General features: G+C 67.9%; 16 protein-coding genes and 1 pseudogene. 13 read left to right on the top strand and 4 right to left on the bottom strand.

Annotated elements, in window-relative coordinates; genetic code table 11:
- Positions 1–63 precede the first annotated feature (63 nt).
- The 4 genes from A5681_RS26095 to A5681_RS26080 are packed head-to-tail and all read left to right on the top strand — an operon-like array spanning position 64 to position 4,251.
- Positions 64–1,740 (top strand): circularly permuted type 2 ATP-grasp protein, encoded by a 1,677-nt coding sequence (locus A5681_RS26095; protein ID WP_067282992.1) that lies wholly within the window; start codon positions 64–66, stop codon positions 1,738–1,740.
- Positions 1,740–2,714, top strand: a complete 975-nt coding sequence (locus tag A5681_RS26090; RefSeq protein WP_067282989.1) for an alpha-E domain-containing protein — start codon at positions 1,740–1,742, stop codon at positions 2,712–2,714. The genes A5681_RS26095 and A5681_RS26090 overlap by 1 nt, the downstream gene beginning before the upstream one ends.
- On the top strand, positions 2,714–3,553 hold the full coding sequence (locus A5681_RS26085) for a transglutaminase family protein (protein WP_067282986.1): 840 nt from the start codon (positions 2,714–2,716) through the stop codon (positions 3,551–3,553). Before A5681_RS26090 ends, A5681_RS26085 begins: the two co-directional genes overlap by 1 nt.
- 23 nt (positions 3,554–3,576) lie before the next feature.
- Positions 3,577–4,251: a hypothetical protein gene (locus A5681_RS26080; RefSeq protein ID WP_082968550.1), complete on the top strand. Its 675-nt coding sequence runs from the start codon at positions 3,577–3,579 to the stop codon at positions 4,249–4,251.
- 4 nt (positions 4,252–4,255) lie between these two features.
- Here the strand turns inward: A5681_RS26080 and A5681_RS26075 are convergent, their stop codons facing one another.
- Positions 4,256–5,095 (bottom strand): ribonuclease Z, encoded by an 840-nt coding sequence (locus A5681_RS26075; protein WP_067282983.1) that lies wholly within the window; start codon positions 5,093–5,095, stop codon positions 4,256–4,258.
- Positions 5,096–5,293: 198 nt separating this feature from the next.
- Between A5681_RS26075 and A5681_RS26070 the strand changes: the two genes are divergently transcribed.
- Complete coding sequence (locus tag A5681_RS26070; RefSeq protein ID WP_067283081.1) at positions 5,294–5,722, top strand: CBS domain-containing protein; 429 nt, start codon at positions 5,294–5,296, stop codon at positions 5,720–5,722.
- A 76-nt stretch (positions 5,723–5,798) separates the two neighbouring features.
- Here the strand turns inward: A5681_RS26070 and A5681_RS26065 are convergent, their stop codons facing one another.
- Positions 5,799–6,398 carry a type II toxin-antitoxin system PemK/MazF family toxin gene (locus tag A5681_RS26065; RefSeq protein WP_067282980.1) on the bottom strand — a complete coding sequence of 200 codons (600 nt, stop codon included), beginning with the start codon at positions 6,396–6,398 and terminating at the stop codon, positions 5,799–5,801.
- 23 nt (positions 6,399–6,421) lie between these two features.
- On the opposite strand from A5681_RS26065, the pseudogene lepA reads away from it, so the two are divergent.
- The 4 genes and pseudogenes from lepA (at position 6,422) to A5681_RS26045 (ending at position 10,648) form a co-directional block, all read left to right on the top strand.
- Positions 6,422–8,375, top strand: a pseudogene (lepA, locus tag A5681_RS26060) (translation elongation factor 4).
- Positions 8,376–8,383: 8 nt separating this feature from the next.
- Positions 8,384–9,103, top strand: coding sequence for a sensor domain-containing protein (locus A5681_RS26055; protein WP_067283076.1), 720 nt, complete (start codon positions 8,384–8,386; stop codon positions 9,101–9,103).
- Positions 9,103–9,882 carry a sensor domain-containing protein gene (locus A5681_RS26050; RefSeq protein WP_067282974.1) on the top strand — a complete coding sequence of 260 codons (780 nt, stop codon included), beginning with the start codon at positions 9,103–9,105 and terminating at the stop codon, positions 9,880–9,882. Before A5681_RS26055 ends, A5681_RS26050 begins: the two co-directional genes overlap by 1 nt.
- A gap of 61 nt (positions 9,883–9,943) precedes the next feature.
- Entirely contained in the window at positions 9,944–10,648 is a 705-nt protein-coding gene (locus A5681_RS26045) for a sensor domain-containing protein (protein ID WP_231996419.1), read from the top strand.
- Positions 10,649–10,676: 28 nt separating this feature from the next.
- Here A5681_RS26045 and A5681_RS26040 read toward each other — a convergent pair whose 3' ends face one another.
- The gene (locus tag A5681_RS26040) at positions 10,677–12,713 is read right to left on the bottom strand and encodes a glycoside hydrolase family 15 protein (RefSeq protein ID WP_067282968.1); all 2,037 of its coding nucleotides are present in this window, start codon (positions 12,711–12,713) and stop codon (positions 10,677–10,679) included.
- Between the two features lie 65 nt (positions 12,714–12,778).
- On the bottom strand, positions 12,779–14,014 hold the full coding sequence (locus tag A5681_RS26035) for an FAD-dependent oxidoreductase (RefSeq protein ID WP_067282965.1): 1,236 nt from the start codon (positions 14,012–14,014) through the stop codon (positions 12,779–12,781).
- Between the two features lie 54 nt (positions 14,015–14,068).
- Here A5681_RS26035 and A5681_RS26030 point away from each other — a divergent pair, with 54 nt between their 5' ends.
- The 4 genes from A5681_RS26030 (at position 14,069) to cysW (ending at position 17,305) form a co-directional block, all read left to right on the top strand.
- A complete protein-coding gene (locus A5681_RS26030; protein WP_067282963.1) occupies positions 14,069–14,263 on the top strand; it encodes a hypothetical protein in 195 nt (64 codons plus the stop codon).
- A gap of 317 nt (positions 14,264–14,580) precedes the next feature.
- Positions 14,581–15,612: a sulfate ABC transporter substrate-binding protein gene (locus A5681_RS26025; RefSeq protein ID WP_067282960.1), complete on the top strand. Its 1,032-nt coding sequence runs from the start codon at positions 14,581–14,583 to the stop codon at positions 15,610–15,612.
- Positions 15,609–16,496, top strand: a complete 888-nt coding sequence (gene cysT, locus A5681_RS26020) for a sulfate ABC transporter permease subunit CysT (RefSeq protein WP_067282957.1) — start codon at positions 15,609–15,611, stop codon at positions 16,494–16,496. The genes A5681_RS26025 and cysT overlap by 4 nt, the downstream gene beginning before the upstream one ends.
- A complete protein-coding gene (cysW, locus tag A5681_RS26015) occupies positions 16,493–17,305 on the top strand; it encodes a sulfate ABC transporter permease subunit CysW (RefSeq protein ID WP_067282954.1) in 813 nt (270 codons plus the stop codon). Before cysT ends, cysW begins: the two co-directional genes overlap by 4 nt.

The raw sequence follows: 17,305 nt of genomic DNA, 5'->3' as shown, positions 1-17,305 counted from the left end.
TTTTCTCCCAAAACGGGAACCCGTGGCCTGCCATAACGTCAATTTGAGGCAGCATCTACAACCGTGAGTCTTCCGAGCCAGCTTGAGGAAACCAGGGGGAGTTTGCGCGCCGCGCGCAGTGAGCGGATTTTCGGCGGCTACAACACGTCGTCGGATGTCTACGCGATGGCTTTCGACGAGATGTTCGACGCGCAGGGAGCCGTGCGGGGGCCCTACAAGGGCATCTACACCGAGCTCGCCCCGTCGGACGCCTCGGAGCTCAAGGCCCGCGCCGACGCGCTGGGCCGCGCGTTCATCGACCAGGGCATCACGTTCTCCCTCTCGGGTCAGGAGCGGCCCTTCCCGCTCGACCTGGTTCCGCGGGTGATCTCGGCGGCCGAATGGAGCCGGTTGGAGCGCGGCATCATCCAGCGCGTCAAGGCCCTCGAGATGTATCTCGACGACATCTACGGCGATCAGGAGATCCTCAACGACGACATCATCCCGCGCCGCCTGATCACCTCCTGCGAGCACTTCCACCGCGAGGCGATGGGCATCGTCCCGCCCAACGGCGTGCGCATCCATGTCGCCGGCATCGACCTGATTCGCGACGAGAAGGGAAATTTCCGCGTCCTCGAGGACAACCTGCGCTCGCCCTCGGGCGTCTCCTACGTGATGGAGAACCGGCGGACGATGGCGCGGGTGTTCCCGAATCTGTTCGCCACCCACCGGGTGCGTGCGGTCGATGACTACGCGTCCCACCTGCTGCGCGCCCTGCGCAATTCGGCGGCCACCAACGAGGCCGATCCCACGGTCGTGGTGCTGACCCCCGGCGTATACAACTCGGCCTACTTCGAGCATTCGCTGCTGGCCCGCCAGATGGGCGTCGAGCTCGTCGAAGGTCGCGACCTGTTCTGCAGGGACAACCAGGTCTACATGCGCACGACCGACGGGGAGGTGCAGGTCGACGTCATCTACCGGCGCATCGACGACGTCTTCTTGGACCCACTGCAGTTCCGGGCCGACTCGGTGCTGGGCGTGGCCGGCCTGGTCAACGCCGCGCGCGCCGGCAACGTCGTGATCTCCAGCGCCCTGGGCAACGGTGTCGGCGACGACAAGCTCGTCTACACCTATGTGCCGACCATGATCGAGTACTACCTGGGCGAAAAGCCGCTGCTGGCCAACGTCGAGACCTACCGTTGCTGGCTCGACGACGAACGTGAAGAGGTGCTGGACCGGATCGACGAGTTGGTCCTCAAGCCGGTCGAAGGGTCTGGCGGTTACGGCATCGTGTTCGGGCCGGAAGCCTCCGAGAAGGAGTTGGCCACCGTCGCCAAGAAGGTGCGCGACGACCCGCGCAGCTGGATCGCCCAGCCGATGATGGAGTTGTCGACCGTTCCGACACAGATCGGGAACACGCTCGCGCCCCGATACGTCGACCTGCGGCCGTTCGCGGTCAACGACGGCGACGACGTCTGGGTGCTGCCCGGCGGGCTCACCCGCGTCGCTCTGGTCGAGGGCTCGCGGGTGGTCAACTCCAGCCAGGGCGGTGGCTCGAAGGACACCTGGGTGCTGGCGTCGCGGACCTCGGCCGGCGACCACGAGCTCGGCGCCGCGGAGGTGGTGCGCTCGCTGCCGGAGTCGATGCCCGACCCGGAGCTGGACGGCGCGCCGCGCATGACGCAAACGCAGTCGCTGACCAAGGAGTCGCCGCAGGAACAGCAGCTTCAGCAACAGCAGAGGCGCGGGAGGAGGCGCTGATGCTGGCCCGCAACGCCGAGGCGCTGTTCTGGATCGGTCGCTATGTCGAGCGCGCCGACGACACCGCCCGCATCCTCGACGTGGTTCTGCATCAGCTGCTCGAGGACTCCAGCGTCGACCCGGACCACACGTCTCGGCTGCTGCTGCGGGTGCTCGGGATCGATCCGCCGAGCCACAACCTGGACGTCTGGTCGTTGACCGACCTGGTGGCCTTCGGCACCAACGCTTCGGGTGGTTCGTCGATCGTCGATGCGATCACGGCGGCGCGGGAGAACGCGAAGTCGGCGCGGGAGGTCACCTCCAGCGAGATCTGGGAGTGCCTCAACGGCACCTACCATGCCCTGGCCGAACGCGAGCGCGCCGCCAAACGCCTTGGGCCCCACGAATTCCTGTCGTACATCGAGGGCCGGGCGGCGATGTTCGCCGGGCTGGCCGACTCGACGTTGTCACGCGACGACGGATACCGCTTCATGGTGCTGGGCCGGGCGATCGAGCGGATCGACATGACGGTGCGGCTGCTGCTTTCGCGGGTGGGGGACAGCGCGTCATCCCCGGCCTGGGTGACGTTGCTGCGCTCCGCGGGCGCGCACGACACCTACCTGCGCACGTATCGCGGCGTGCTGGATGCCAGCCGCGTGGTCGAGTTCATGCTGCTCGACCGGCTGTTCCCGCGCTCGGTGTTCTATTCGCTGCGGCTGGCCGAACACAACCTCGACGAACTGCTGCACAACCGGCAGAGCCGGATCGGGGCCACCGGGGAGGCGCAACGGCTGCTCGGGCAGGCCCGCAGCGAGCTGGAATTCGTGCAACCCGGTGTGCTGCTGGAGTCGCTGGATAGCCGGTTGGCCGGGCTGCAGCGAACCTGTCGCGACGTCGGAGAAGCTTTGTCGGTGCAGTACTTTCACGTCACTCCTTGGGTGGCGTGGTCGGATGCCGCCGACCGCCGGCTGGTCAGCAGGCAGGGGGAGGCCTGATGTGGCGGCTGCGGGTGGTGCACACGACCGGATACGCCTACCAGTCGGCGGTGACCGCCTCCTACAACGAGGCGCGCCTGACCCCGCGGTCGAACACCCGGCAGAACGTCATCCTCAATCGCGTCGAGACGATCCCGGCAACCCGGTCCTATCGCTACATCGACTATTGGGGCACCGCAGTGACGGCGTTCGATCTGCACGCCCCGCACACCGACCTCACCGTGACGTCGTCCTCCGTGGTCGAGACCGAGCGGCCGGAACCGGCGGTGACCGACATCGGCTGGGACGATCTGCGATCTGAGGCGGTGATCGATCGGTTCGACGAGTTGCTGCGCCCCACCGCGCACACCCCGGCGAGCAAAAAGGTTGCCTCCGTGGCCAAGAAGATCGCCAAGTCGCACCAGCCCGCCGAGGCCGTCGCCGCCGCGGCGCGCTGGGTGCGCGGCGAGCTGGAATACCTGCCGGGCACCACCAGCGTGCACTCGTCGGGGCTGGACGCGTTGAACGCGGGCAAGGGCGTCTGCCAGGATTTCGTACATCTGTCGCTGATGTTGTTGCGCGCCATGGGGATTCCTGCGCACTACGTGTCGGGCTACCTGCATCCCAAGCGCCACGCCGTCGTCGGCGACACGGTCGACGGGCGCAGCCACGCCTGGATTCAGGCCTGGACCGGGGGGTGGTGGAGCTACGACCCGACCAACGAGACCGAGATCTCCGAGCAGTACGTCAGCGTGGGCGCCGGCCGCGACTACACCGACGTCCCTCCCCTGAAGGGCATCTACTCCGGTGAGGGGGCGACCGATCTCGACGTCGTCGTGGAGGTCACCCGGCTCGCTTAGCCGCCCGGGCATAACGTGCACCCATGAGCGACACCGCGCGCCGGCCCGCAGGATTCTCGTTGCCGCTGCTTTCGACGCTGTGCGTGGGGCTGCTCTTCGGCGGAATCGCCGCCGGGGTCGGCCTGGGCGGCGTGATGCCGCTGCCGTACGGGCCGATGGCCGCCGTGGTGGCCTACGTCCGCGCGGAGCCGGTCGCCGTGCGCGTCATCGCCGCCGCGACGTTCGCGTCGGCGGTCCCATTGGCGGCCTACGCGGCGGCGGTCGGCGTCCGGCTGCGGCGCCTCGGGTCGGCGGGGCCGGGAGCCGCGACCGCCGTGACCGGGGGCATCCTCGCCGCCGGAGCGCTGGGGCTGTGCGGATTACTGGCCTGGCCGCTGTCGAGGCCCGAAGTCGCCGCGGATGCGACGTTGGTCCGGGCCCTGTACCTGCTGGTGTTCCTGGTCGGCGGCCCGGGGCACATCGTCGCCTTAGGCCTCATGGTGGCCGGGATGGCGGGAGCCTCGCTGAACCTGGAGGCGCTGCCGCGGCCCGTCGCGTGGGCCGGCCTGGCAATCGCGGCCCTCGCCGAATTGGCGGTGGGGGTGTTGATCTGGCCGGATCTCGGCGTGATTTTGCCGATCGCGCGGGCGCTGGCGCTTTCGTGGCTGGTGCTGGCCGGGGCGCTGCTGCCGTTGCGGCGCAACGGCGTTCGGCAGTGAGGAATTACGGGCCGTTGACCTCGACGCGATGTAGGTCGTCGCCGAGCTCGATCCGCCCGCCGAACCGCGAGGCCGCCAGCGACCGCCACTGTTCCTCTTGGCCCGGTACCAGCGCCGGCACGTAATGCGTCATGACCAGGGTGCCCACGCCTGCGCGTGCGGCGGTCTCCGCCGCTTCTTCGACGGACGAGTGGTAGTCGCAGATGTCCTGCAGCCGCTGCTGCGGGATGTTGCCGACGATGTCCTTGCGGATCACGGTGTGTACCAACGCGCCGGCGCCGGTCGCCAGCTCGTCGAGGCCCGCGCAGGGCACGGTGTCCCCGGCGAGCACCACCGACGCGGTGCCGTAGTCGACGCGGAACCCGATGGTCGGCGCTACCGGTCGGTGATCGGTCGGCGCGACGCGGATCGACACGTCGTCGCGGTCCCACACCGCCCCGTCGGTGTACTCGTGGACGTCCACCGCCGGCGGGGCGTTCAAATCGGCGTGGTGGGCGAGCCGGTAGTCGATGTCGTGGCGGAAGGCGTGCAGCGTGGCCTCGACCGTTTCCGCGGTCCCGGGCGGTCCGATGATCGGCAGCGGCGCGGGGTCGGGTGCGAAGGTGCTGATCCAGCGGGTGATCAGGAGATCACCGAGGTCTCCGATGTGGTCGCTGTGCAGATGGGTGATCAGCACCGCGGACAACCCTGCCGCGCCCACGCCGACCGCCGCCGCGCGCTGCAGCACGCCCCGCCCGCAGTCCACCAGAAACACCTGGCCGCCGGCCCGCACCAGAGTCGACGGCCCGGCCCGGTTGGGGTCGGGGATCGGGCTTCCGGTCCCGAGCAGCGTGATCTCGATCATGGCCCTTATCTTGCAAGGCCCCGGCCCGCGCAGTGGCCCAATCGCGCGATCCGAACCGCCGCGGCGTCCCGCGCCGGTTTCGAACGCCGACGTCAGGGTATGGACACGGATCGGCTACCGGTTCTCGCCGTGGCTTTTGCGCCGCGCGAGTTAGCCGTAGCCTGGTGTGAAGCCGATCACAACCAGCTGGAGGCCTTGATGCGGATTGCAGACGTCTTGCGGAACAAGGGCGCGGCGGTGGTGACCATCAATCCCGAGGCGACGGTCAAGGAGCTGCTCGCGGGCCTCGCCGAGCAGAACATCGGAGCCATGGTGGTGGTCGGCGACGAGGGGGTCGTCGGCATCGTCTCCGAGCGCGATGTCGTGCGTCAGCTGCACACCCACGGCGCCAGCGTGCTGTCGCGGCCGGTCTCGAAGATCATGACCGCTAACGTCGCCACCTGCACGAAAGCCGACACGGTGGACTCGCTGAGCGTGCTGATGACGAAGAACCGGGTGCGTCACGTCCCGGTGCTCGACGGCAAGAAGCTGATCGGCATCGTCAGCATCGGCGACGTGGTGAAGACCCGCATGGAAGAACTCGAGGCCGAGCACCAGCAGCTGCAGTCCTACATCACGCAGGGCTGAGCGCCGCTTCGCCGAACGCGCACGCAGCGCGGAAGTTGGGCCGTCCGCGCGCCGTGGTCACCCGTTCGTGGAGGTGTCAGCTCCAGGAGTAGTCGGCACGCAACCGCTCGGCCACCAGGTCGAAGATCTCCCGATCCAGGATCGCGCCCTCGCGGCGGATGCTTTCCTCCGGCACGTCGAGCACCCGGTCCAGCCGGACCCAGCTGGGTCTGCCCTCGTAATCCCACGCCCCCGAACCGATCCCGATCCAGTCCCGGTCCTCGGCGTGCCGTTCCTGGCTGGACACCATCAGCCCCAGCAACACGCGGCGGTCCCGCCCCACGACGAGCACGGGTCGGTCCTTGCCGCGGGTGGGGTCGTCCTCGTAGACCACCCACGTCCAGACGATCTCGCCGGGATCGGCCCGGCCGTCGAGGTCGGGGGCGTAGACCAGCTTGCGCGCCCGGTGGGCGGTGGGAAAGCTCGTGCTGGTCACCGGGCGGCCCGCGGTGACGGCGGGCGGTTGCGGCGCGGCGGCCGCGATGACGTTCGCGGTGATCTTCACGGCCTGCTGCAGTTCCCGCAGCACCGTCTGCGAGTTCTGCACGTGCCGGGCCAGCCGCGGGGCCCGGTCGAAGACCAGGTTCTCGGCAAACCGCTGGAACGTCTTCCACTGGGATTTCCGGGCAGACGCCATATTCGCAGCATAGACGCGCGCGCGTGGGTGCGATTGTGTCCAAGTAGGTCTCGGGCACCGCGCCTAGATACCCTGGACATATCAACTGCGCCGGCGCCGACGCCGCCGCAAGCATGTGCAGACCAGGAGATTCCCATCAGCAGTTTCGCCGACAAGACCTTCACCGCGCCGGCGCAGATTCGGAACTTCTGCATCATCGCCCACATCGACCACGGCAAGTCCACGCTGGCGGACCGGATGCTTCAGCTGACCGGCGTCGTGGACGAGCGATCGATGCGAGCGCAGTACCTGGACCGGATGGACATCGAGCGCGAACGCGGAATCACCATCAAGGCGCAGAATGTCCGGTTGCCCTGGAAGGTCGGTGACGAAGAGTACGTCCTGCACCTGATCGACACCCCGGGGCACGTCGACTTCACCTACGAGGTGTCGCGGGCGCTGGAGGCGTGCGAGGGCGCGGTGCTGCTGGTGGACGCGGCCCAGGGCATCGAGGCGCAGACGCTGGCCAACCTGTACCTGGCGCTGGACCGCGACCTGCACATCATTCCGGTGCTCAACAAGATCGACCTGCCGGCCGCCGATCCGGACCGCTACGCGGGGGAGATCGCCCACATCATCGGCTGTGAGCCCGGCGACGTGCTGCGGGTTTCCGGCAAGACCGGTGAGGGCGTCGCCGACCTGCTCGATCACGTCGTGCGCGAGGTGCCGCATCCGCAAGGCGACGCCGACGCGCCCACCCGCGCAATGATCTTCGACTCGGTCTACGACATCTACCGCGGTGTGGTGACCTATGTCCGGGTGATGGACGGCAAGATCGTGCCGCGGGAGCGCATCCTGATGATGTCCACCGGCGCCACCCACGAGCTGCTCGAGGTGGGCATCGTCTCGCCCGAACCGAAGGCCAGCGGGGGGCTGGGGGTGGGGGAGGTCGGCTACCTGATCACGGGGGTGAAGGACGTCCGCCAGTCCAAGGTCGGCGACACGGTGACGACGGCCCGGCACGGTGCCACCGAGGCGCTGACGGGCTACCGCGAACCCAAGCCGATGGTCTACTCGGGCCTGTATCCCGTGGACGGCTCCGATTACCCGGTTCTGCGCGACGCCCTGGACAAGCTGCAGCTCAACGACGCGGCGCTGACCTACGAGCCGGAAACGTCGGTGGCGTTGGGCTTCGGCTTCCGGTGCGGATTCCTCGGCCTGCTGCACATGGAGATCACCCGGGAGCGGCTGGAGCGCGAGTTCGACCTCGACCTGATCTCGACCTCACCCAACGTCGTCTATCGGGTGATCAAGGAGGACGACACCGAGATCGTGGTGACCAACCCGTCGGACTGGCCCGAGGGCAAGGTGCGCACGGTCTACGAACCGGTCGTCAAGACGACCATCATTGCGCCCAGCGAGTTCATCGGCACCATCATGGAGCTGTGCCAGTCGCGCCGCGGCGAGTTGGGCGGCATGGACTACCTGTCGCCCGAGCGGGTCGAGTTGCGCTACACCATGCCGCTCGGCGAGATCATCTTCGATTTCTTCGACTCGCTGAAGTCGCGCACGCGCGGCTACGCCAGCCTCGACTACGAGGAGGCCGGCGAGCAGGAGGCCCAGCTGGTCAAGGTCGACATCCTGTTGCAAGGCGAAGCCGTCGACGCTTTCAGTGCGATCGTGCACAGGGATTCGGCGTTCGCCTATGGCAACAAGATGACCACCAAGCTCAAAGAGCTGATTCCGCGCCAGCAGTTCGAGGTGCCGGTGCAGGCGGCGATCGGCTCGAAAATCATTGCGCGCGAGAATATCCGGGCAATCCGCAAGGACGTGCTCTCCAAGTGTTACGGCGGCGACATCACCCGCAAACGCAAACTGCTGGAAAAGCAGAAGGAAGGCAAGAAGCGGATGAAGACCATCGGGCGGGTGGACGTGCCGCAGGAAGCGTTTGTGGCGGCGCTGTCCACGGACGCCGCCGGCGACAAGGGCAAGAAGTAGCCGTGCCGATGCGCGCCGCCGCGCTGGTGGGCATCAGCCTGCTGAGCACGGGATGCGTCACGACCGTCACCGGCACACCCGCACGCGCCGGCCACCTGGGCGCCGCCACGCTGCCGCTCGAGCAAGTCCTGCCGGACGGCGCGGAAATCAACGCGGCCGTCGGGAACGAGCTGCCGCCGCACGGTCCCGCGCAGGTGGGTGGTATCGACCTGCTGCCCAACGGGATTCGCGACAGCGGTGACGCTACGCCGATCCAATGCCTCGGGGTCGTCGCGCCGGCGATGCGGGTCGTCTACGAGCCGGGGCACGTGCATGCCGTCGCGACGCAGGACTACTGGAATTACGACTCCGGTGTAGCGGTGTTCAGCGCCACGGCGGCGGCGATCAAGCTGGCGTCAACGGCCGACGCGCAACGGCTCTTCGCGTCGTTTGTCGAGCAATGGCAACGCTGCGACGGCGCCACGGTCACCACCTTCACCCACGACTCGAGCAACACCGAGTTGTACTCGAAGGCGACCGAAACCCGCGTCGACGGCCCGGTGCTGTCGGCGACCGTCGTCGCGTGGGACAACCATCACGCCCCGCCGAGCCCGGACGAGCGGGCCGTGGGAGTCAAGGGGGATGTCATCGCCGACGTCAAAGTAGCCGACGGCCCGCGTGCGCAGGCCGGCCGCAGGGCGATCGATCTCGTCGAGGTGATGTTGCGAAAAGTCTCGAGCAGCAACTGATGAGAACCGCCCGAATCGTCCTGTCCTGGTTGGCCGTCGTGGCGCTCGCCACCGGCTGCACCGTCGACGGCACCGCACGGCCCGCCCCGAACCTGAAGCCCCACCCGGTCACCGGGCAGCCCGTCAAGCAGGTGCTCCTCGACGACGCGGAGCTGTCGAAGCTGCTGGGCCAGTCCTTCGGAAGCAAGAACGAACTCCCGGGGCGGTTCGGCGGGCCCGAGGTGCTACAGCCCGCCTTCGGCGCGGTGTCACCCGCCAACTGTGTCGGCGTCCCCTCGATGATGGTGAAGGACGCCTACCGATCCGCCGAGGTCAAGAACGCGGCACGGGAGACGTGGTGGAACCAGCGGGGGCCGGCGAAGGTGATCAGTGTCGCCGAGGGCGTGGTCGCACTGTCCAGCGCCGCCGGGGCCGCCGCGCTCTTCCAACAGTTCGCCCAGCAATGGCGCGACTGTGAGGGCACGACCGTGACGATCGGGCGCCCCAGCATCATCACCGACCGCCCCGCGATTGTCTTCTCCGACACCATCTCCGAGGTGCGCGTCTCCGAATCCGTTCTGGCCGCCACCATTTCGATCGACACCCAATTGCCCGGCATACCGTCGAGCGGACCCAGGCCCGAGGCGCGCGCCATCGGCGTGCGGGGGAACTGCCTCGTCGAAGTCGAGGTGGCGTTCTTCAATTCGACGCGCTCGTCGGACGAGGGTTCCGGCGATGTGCACCGCAGCGCCATCGACATCGCGCACGCGATGATGGACAAGGTCAGCGGGCTGAGCTGACGCCGGGAAGGGCAGGTGCGAAGTGAAGAACCGCTGGCGCGCTCCGGCCGTTGTGATCACGGTGCTGCTGGCCAGCGGCTGCACCGTAACCACCTCCGGCACAGCAGTTCTGGCACCGAACGCGGGGCACGTGCCAGCCATCAAACGGGCCTTGTTCGACGGCACCGCGCTGGCGAAACTGCTCGGCCAGCCGTTCCAGCCCTACCCGCGTTACTCGGAGTTCGGGGGCGCCGACAAACTGGGAAGCGCGTGGGATGACGCGCAACCCGCCGACTGCATCGGCGTCGTCCATTGGATGCAGAGGGGCCCGTATGGGCCGGCGCCGGTACAACAAACCGCCGCCGAAATGTGGGTACACAAAGGCGATTCGGTGAAGATCGACAGCGTCGAGGAAGGTGTCGTCGCGTTGCGGTCGGACGCGGACGCCGCCGCGCTATTCGCCAGGTTCGCCGCGCAGTGGCAGAAGTGCGACGGGACCACGCTGACCGTCAAGCCTGTCGATGTCTACGGTTTGGACGCCATCTCCGACGTGCGCGTCGCGGATTCGGTTGTGGCGGCGACGGTTTCGAGGGGTTCCGGCCCACACTCGGTTTTGAACGCCATCCCCACGGCCCGGGCCCTTGGCGTCAAGGGGCCGTACGTGGTGGAGATAACGGTCGACTTCATTCCCATTTATGGTCCAGCGGATCAGGGCAACGGCGACATCAACACCACCGCCATCGACCTCACCCACGCGTTGATGGACAAACTCAGCGCCCGCAGCTGACGCGGCGCCGGCTGACTAGCGGCACGAGCTACATCGGGGCGTTGGCGGGCTGGAACATTCCCGAGCCGTCGGCCTCCTCTTCGGCGCGGATCACGTGCACCACCGCGTTGATCAGCGCCAGGTGGGTGAAAGCCTGCGGGAAGTTACCCAGGTGCCTACCGGTGCGGGGCTCGATCTCCTCGGCGTAGAGGTGCAGCGGGCTGGCGTAGGACAGCAGCCGCTCGCACAACCGCTTCGCGCGCGCGACCTCGCCGATCTCCACCAGCGCCGACACCAGCCAGAACGAGCAGATCGTGAATGTGCCTTCCTCGCCGGACAGGCCGTCGTCGGTCTCCTCCACGCGGTAGCGCAGCACCAGGCCTTCGGAGGTGAGTTCGTTGGCGATCGCCAGCACGGTGTTGCGCACCCGCGGGTCGTCGGGGGGCAGGAAGCGGGTCAGCACCACGAGCAACAGCGAGGCGTCCAGCGCGTCGCTGCCGTAGCGCTGGGTGAACACCCCGCGGGCATCCACGCCGTGCTGCAGGATGTCCTCCTTGATCTCCTCGGCGATCGCCCGCCACTGTTGCGCATAGCTCTTCTCGCCCTGCCGCTCGGCGAGCTTCGCGCCGCGGTCCAGCGCCACCCAACACATCACCTTCGACGAGGTGAAATGCTGCGGCTCGCCGCGGACCTCCCAGATGCCCCGGTCGGGTTCGCGCCAGTGCTTGATGGCCTCTTCCACCTGCTTCTTGAGCACCGGCCACAGGGTCTCGGGAACCTGCTCGCGCGACTTGGCGTGCAGGTAGAAGGAATCCAGGATGGAACCCCAGATGTCGTGCTGAACCTGGTCGTAGGCGCCGTTGCCGATGCGCACCGGGCGCGCATGGTCATAACCGGACAGGTGGTGAAGTTCCTCCTCCACCAGGCTGCGTTCGCCGCCCACGCCGTACATCACTTGCAGTGGGTGCCGCTCGTTGCTGTTGGCGCCGGAGACATCGGCGATGAACGCGAAGAAGTCGTCGGCCTCGCGGTCGAGTCCGAGCGTGTAAAGCCCCCACAACGCGAACGTGGAATCACGCACCCACGCATAGCGGTAATCCCAATTGCGTTCGCCCTGAGGTGTTTCCGGAAGCGACGTGGTGCTGGCGGCAAGCAGCGCCCCGGTGGGCGAGTATGTCAAACCCTTGAGCGTGAGCGCGCTGCGCTGCAGGTAGGCGCGCCAGGGGTGGTCGGGGAAGTTGCCGATATTGATCCACTGCCGCCAGCATTCGGTGGTCTGCCACATCTTGTCGGCGGCTTCTTCGTAGGTCTGTGGCGCCGGGTGCTTGGTCCAGCTCAGCGCGACGAACACGTCGTCGCCCTCTTTCATGCGGGTCCGCGCCCGCGCTTCGCGGCCCTCCAACCCGATTCGCAGGTTGCTGGTGAGCCGCAGCGTCGGGTGGGCGTCGGGCTGCTTGGTGGCCCGCGCGACCGCCTCGCCGTACGCATTCGCCGAGTACTCCCAGGTGGCGCCCACGCGGTGGTAGTCGAACGCGGGCTCACAGCTCATCATCAGCTCGACGGTGCCGCTGACGCAGCGCACCGTGCGCAGCAGGATGTGCTCGGCGTCCCAGTCCATCGGTGTGCGCCGGTGCGTCCTCGACCGGCGCTCGATGTCATGCCAGGGCCCCATCACCAGCGCGTCACGCACGATCAGCCACCCGGTGTGGGTTTGCCAGGTGGTCTCCATGATCAGGCTGCCGGGCAGGTAGCGGCGGGCCGAAGGCACCGAGACGCCGTAGGGGCCGAGCCGGAAATGGCCGGCGCTGCGGTCCAGGATGGCGCCGAACACGCTGGGGGAGTCCGGCCTGGGCACGCACAGCCATTCGACGGACCCGGCGGGGGAGATCAGGCATGTCGTCTCCCAATCGGACAGGAACGCGTAGTCGGCGATCGGCGGAAATGGATTCCGCAGGGCCCCGCTGGAAGCCAGGGGCGCCGGCGCGCTGAAGTCGATGGGTGACGGCAGAGCCGCCGGGGCCGCCTGGAATGCGTCATCGGGGATGGCGTCGGCGGGCTGGTCGTCGGGCTGGGCGTGCAGGACCATCCCGACATCATCATCTGTTGAGCGGCTCCCCGTCCATTCTTTCGCCGACGTGGCGTCACTCTTTGTCAACCGCGGCGTCGGGCGAACCTCGGGGCGCGCTCGGGCAGCGGGCCGATCGCGACGAGGTAGCCGAGCAGCCGTCGCAGGGCTGGGGATCGGCCCACCAGCCGCACGCCCTGCGGCGCGCGGTCCTCGTTGCGGTCCACCGCCGCGGCGATCACGTTGGCATGGATCCCCCGTTGCGCCGCCTGGAGCAGCACGGTGGGTAGCCAACGGCGCGCCTGCACCCGGGCCAGCCGCCAGGTGGGCACCCGCCCCGCGCGCAGAGCACCGGCCAGGATGCGCGCCGCGGCCACCGCGTCGGCCACCGCGAGGTTGATGCCGATTCCGCCGACAGGCGACATCGCGTGCGCGGCGTCTCCGATGAGCAGGACGCCGTCGGCAAACCAGCGGCGAAGCCGATTCAGTTGCACGTCAAGCAGTTTCACGTCGTCGAACGACGTCAGTGTCTGCACGCGTTCGCCCAGCCAGGGCACCATGGCGACCAGCACCCGGTGCAGTGCCTCGATGCCCTCGGCCCGCAGTTCGGCGTCGGTCCCCTTCGGGATGATGTAGGCGATCTGGTAGTAATCCCCGCGATCGATCACGATGACCGCGTGCCCGGAGCGCAGCACGCCCCCCAGCCCCCGCGGATCGCCGGGATGGCGGGGCAACCGGAACCACCAGACGTCCATCGGCGCGCCGAAGCTGTGCGGCTGCAGGCCCAATGCCGAACGCAGCGTGGACGAGCGGCCGTCGCAGGCCACGGTCAGCTCGGCGCGCATGTTCCTGGCCTCGCCGGTGCGGTCGCGATAGGTGACGCCGACGACGCGGTTTCCGTCCCGGATAACGCCGGTCACCTCGGTGTTGCGCAGCAGCCGGAAGCTCGGCTCGGCTTCGGCGGCGGTGGCCACCAGCTCCAAGAAGTCCCATTGCGGCACCAGGGCGATGTGCTTGTGCTCGCCGGGCAGGCGGGTGAGGTCGAGGGCCACCGGTTCGTTCTGTATCTCCATGTGGACCGTGTCGATCAGGCGATGCGGGATCTGCGCGAACCGGGGGCCCAGGCCCAGTTCGTCGAGCAGCCGCAAGGTGCTCGCGTGCACGGTGTCGCCGCGGAAGTCACGCAGGAAGTCGGCGTGTTTTTCCATGACCGTGACGTCAACGCCGGCCCGTGCCAGCAACAGGCCCAGCACCATGCCCGCCGGCCCGCCACCGGCGATCAGGCAGGCCGTCGCCTCCGGCGCGGGCGGCGGGGCGGACATGCGCCGATCTTGGCACATTGGAATTCCGTTGCAGGGCCGAATAGGGTGAGCCGCGTGACCGCGTTCCTGAATTGGTGGGACGGGAATGAGCTGTGGCTTTCCGGGCTCGCTTTCGTGCTCCAGGCCCTGGTGGTGATGCCGGTCGTGCTGGTGGTGGCCGCGGTCACGGCGGGGCTGCTCGACGGTCTGCTCGGCAAGAGCATCGCGCTGATGCGCCGTGCCCGCCACGCCGGTGAGGCGCCCGGGTAACCCGCATGCCTCGGTCACACGTGACATTGATTCTGGTCGCGCTCGTGGTGCTGGTGATCGTCGCGTGGTGGCTAACGCACTGAGCGCAGGTTGCCGGCCCGGCCCCGCGAGCGGTGGCGCCTCAGCTGATTCCTGTTAGGCTTCCCGCCATGCATGTGACATCTGGTGTGGAGCGCCATGTCTTCGTGCACTGTTGTCGCTGACTGCCAAACCCGTGTGCGGTCTGGTATGGGGTTCGTCAGGTCTCCCTCCGTTTAAAGGCGCCTTTCCGCAGCAACGGGACCATCGTCCGTAAGTCCCCGTACCGGAAGGCCCGAATGCCCGACCACATCGCAGCGCGCTGGCGACCGGTGACCATGCTCGCCCTCGTCGTGGCCGTCATCGCGGGGTGCAGTGGTGGGCCCAGTGACGTCGTGGGCGGAAGCGGCCCCACCAACGCGCGCACGAGCATCACCCTCGTCGCCTATTCGGTCCCAGAACCCGGCTGGAGCAAGGTGATTCCCGCGTTCAATGCGGCCGAGGAGGGCAAGGGCATCCAGGTGATCACGTCCTACGGCGCCTCCGGCGACCAATCCCGCGGCGTCGTCGACGGCAAGCCCGCGGACGTGGTGAACTTCTCGGTCGAGCCGGACATCGCCCGGCTGGTGAAGGCGGGCAAGGTCTCCAAAGACTGGAATACGGACGCCACGAAGGGAATTCCGTTCGGGTCGGTGGTGACCTTGGTGGTGCGTAAGGGCAATCCGAAGAACATCAGGGACTGGGATGACCTGCTGCGGCCGGGAGTGGAGGTCATCACGCCCAGTCCGCTGAGCTCGGGATCGGCCAAGTGGAACCTGCTGGCGCCGTACGCGGTCAAGAGCGAAGGCGGCAGCAACGCCCAGGCCGGGGTCGAGTTCATCAGCAAGTTGGTGCATGAACACGTCAAGCTGCGTCCGGGTTCGGGCAGGGAGGCCACCGATGTTTTCGTGCAGGGCAGTGGGGACGTGTTGATCAGTTACGAGAACGAGGCGATCGCCACCGAGCGCGCGGGCAAGCCGGTCGAGCACATCAACCCGCCGCAGACGTTCAAGATCGAGAACCCGGTGGCGGTGGTGACCACGAGTCCCCACCTGGACGCCGCGGTCGCGTTCAAGAACTTCCAATACACGGCCGCCGCGCAGAAGGTGTGGGCACAGGCCGGTTTTCGGCCCGTCGATCCGGCCGTCGCCGCCGAATTCCGTGACCAGTTCCCCGCGCCGGCGAAATTGTGGACGATCGCCGACCTCGGCGGCTGGACGCCGGTCGACCCGCAGCTCTTCGACAAGAGCACCGGCAGCATCACCAAGATCTACACGCAGGCCACCGGATGACCGCCGCCGTCACGCCTGATCCCCAGGCGATCAGGCCCGAGCTCGGCCATCCCGCGGCCGGCGGCGGACGCCGGCCGGCGAAGGCCCGGCGCGCGCGCGGCACCACGTCGCTGCGGGTCGGTGTGGCAACGCTGTGGTTGTCGGTGATCGTGCTGCTGCCGCTGGCCGCGATCGCCTGGCAGGCCGCCGGCGGCGGTTGGCACGCCTTCTGGTTGGCGGTCACCTCCAACGCGGCGCTCGAGTCGTTCCGGGTGACGCTGACCATTTCCGCCGGGGTCACATTGGCCAACCTGGTGTTCGGCCTGGTGATCGCCTGGGTGCTGGTGCGCGACGACTTCGTCGGCAAGCGGCTCGTCGATGCGATCATCGATCTGCCGTTCGCGCTGCCCACCATCGTCGCCAGCCTGGTGATGCTGGCGCTCTACGGCAACAACAGCCCGGTGGGTCTGCACCTGCAGCACACGGCGTGGGGCGTGGCGGTGGCGCTGGCCTTCGTCACGCTGCCGTTCGTGGTGCGCGCGGTGCAGCCCGTGCTGTTGGAGATCGATCGTGAGACCGAGGAGGCGGCCGCGTCGTTGGGCGCCAGCGGTCCAAAGATTTTCACCTCCGTGCTGCTGCCCTCGTTGACGCCGTCGTTGCTGTCCGGTGCGGGGCTGGCGTTCTCGCGCGCGATCGGTGAGTTCGGTTCGGTGGTACTGATCGGTGGCGCGGTGCCGGGCAAGACGGAGGTGTCGTCGCAATGGATACGGACTCTGATCGAGAACGACGACCGCACCGGCGCGGCCGCCATTTCCATCGTGTTGCTGTCGATCTCGTTCGTGATGCTGTTCATCTTGCGGATCGTCGGCGGTCGCGCCGCCAAGCGTGAGGAGTTGGCCCCGTGACGTCATCGCGCCGGGTTCGCTACCTGATCCGATTCGTCGCGCTCGCATACATTTTCGTGTTGCTCGTCGTCCCGGTGAGCCTGATCCTATGGCGGACTTTCCGGCCGGGCTTCGGCCAGTTCTTCGACTGGGTCAGCACCCCCGCGGCGGTCTCGGCGCTGAACCTGACGCTACTGGTCGTCGCCATCGTGGTGCCGCTGAACGTGGTGTTCGGCATCCCGACCGCTCTGGTGCTGGCACGCAACCGGTTTCGCGGCAAGGGCGTGCTGCAGGCCGTTATCGACCTGCCTTTCGCGGTGTCGCCCGTCGTCGTGGGTGTCGCCCTGATCCTGTTGTGGGGATCGGCCGGCGCGTTCGGCTTCGTCGAGAAGGACCTCGGGTTCAAGATCATCTTCGGGCTGCCCGGCATCGTGCTCGCCAGCATCTTCGTCACCTTGCCGTTCGTGGTGCGGGAGGTGGAGCCGGTGCTGCACGAATTGGGCACCGACCAGGAAGAGGCGGCGGCGACCCTGGGATCGGGCTGGTGGCAGACCTTTTGGCGAATCACCCTGCCATCCATCCGGTGGGGTCTGACCTACGGCATCGTGCTGACCGTCGCCCGCACCCTCGGCGAATACGGCGCCGTCATCATCGTGTCGTCGAACCTGCCGGGTAAGTCCCAGACGCTCACGTTGCTGGTCTCGGATCGGTATAACCGCGGGGCCGAGTACGGCGCCTACGCGCTGTCGACGTTGTTGATGGGCGTTGCGGTGTTGGTGCTGATCTTCCAGGTGGTTCTGGACCTTCGCCGGGCACAAGCGGACAGATAG

Origin of the sequence: Mycobacterium scrofulaceum (assembly GCF_001667885.1) — a bacterium.
GTDB classification, from domain to species: Bacteria; Actinomycetota; Actinomycetes; order Mycobacteriales; family Mycobacteriaceae; genus Mycobacterium; species Mycobacterium scrofulaceum_C.
The sequence above is the reverse complement of the archived record's forward strand: the minus strand, read 5'-3'. Positions and strand labels throughout refer to the sequence as shown.

What these genes read in the sequence shown, in the direction of transcription:
- A5681_RS26090 (WP_067282989.1), top strand. Translation starts at nt 1,740, where the DNA reads ATGCTGGCCCGCAACGCCGAGGCGCTGTTCTGGATCGGTCGCTATGTC.
- A5681_RS26085 (WP_067282986.1), top strand. Translation starts at nt 2,714, where the DNA reads ATGTGGCGGCTGCGGGTGGTGCACACGACCGGATACGCCTACCAGTCG.
- A5681_RS26080 (WP_082968550.1), top strand. Translation starts at nt 3,577, where the DNA reads ATGAGCGACACCGCGCGCCGGCCCGCAGGATTCTCGTTGCCGCTGCTT.
- A5681_RS26075 (WP_067282983.1), bottom strand. Translation starts at nt 5,095, where the DNA reads ATGATCGAGATCACGCTGCTCGGGACCGGAAGCCCGATCCCCGACCCC.
- A5681_RS26070 (WP_067283081.1), top strand. Translation starts at nt 5,294, where the DNA reads ATGCGGATTGCAGACGTCTTGCGGAACAAGGGCGCGGCGGTGGTGACC.
- A5681_RS26065 (WP_067282980.1), bottom strand. Translation starts at nt 6,398, where the DNA reads ATGGCGTCTGCCCGGAAATCCCAGTGGAAGACGTTCCAGCGGTTTGCC.
- A5681_RS26055 (WP_067283076.1), top strand. Translation starts at nt 8,384, where the DNA reads ATGCGCGCCGCCGCGCTGGTGGGCATCAGCCTGCTGAGCACGGGATGC.
- A5681_RS26050 (WP_067282974.1), top strand. Translation starts at nt 9,103, where the DNA reads ATGAGAACCGCCCGAATCGTCCTGTCCTGGTTGGCCGTCGTGGCGCTC.
- A5681_RS26040 (WP_067282968.1), bottom strand. Translation starts at nt 12,713, where the DNA reads ATGGTCCTGCACGCCCAGCCCGACGACCAGCCCGCCGACGCCATCCCC.
- A5681_RS26035 (WP_067282965.1), bottom strand. Translation starts at nt 14,014, where the DNA reads ATGTCCGCCCCGCCGCCCGCGCCGGAGGCGACGGCCTGCCTGATCGCC.
- A5681_RS26025 (WP_067282960.1), top strand. Translation starts at nt 14,581, where the DNA reads ATGCCCGACCACATCGCAGCGCGCTGGCGACCGGTGACCATGCTCGCC.
- cysT (WP_067282957.1), top strand. Translation starts at nt 15,609, where the DNA reads ATGACCGCCGCCGTCACGCCTGATCCCCAGGCGATCAGGCCCGAGCTC.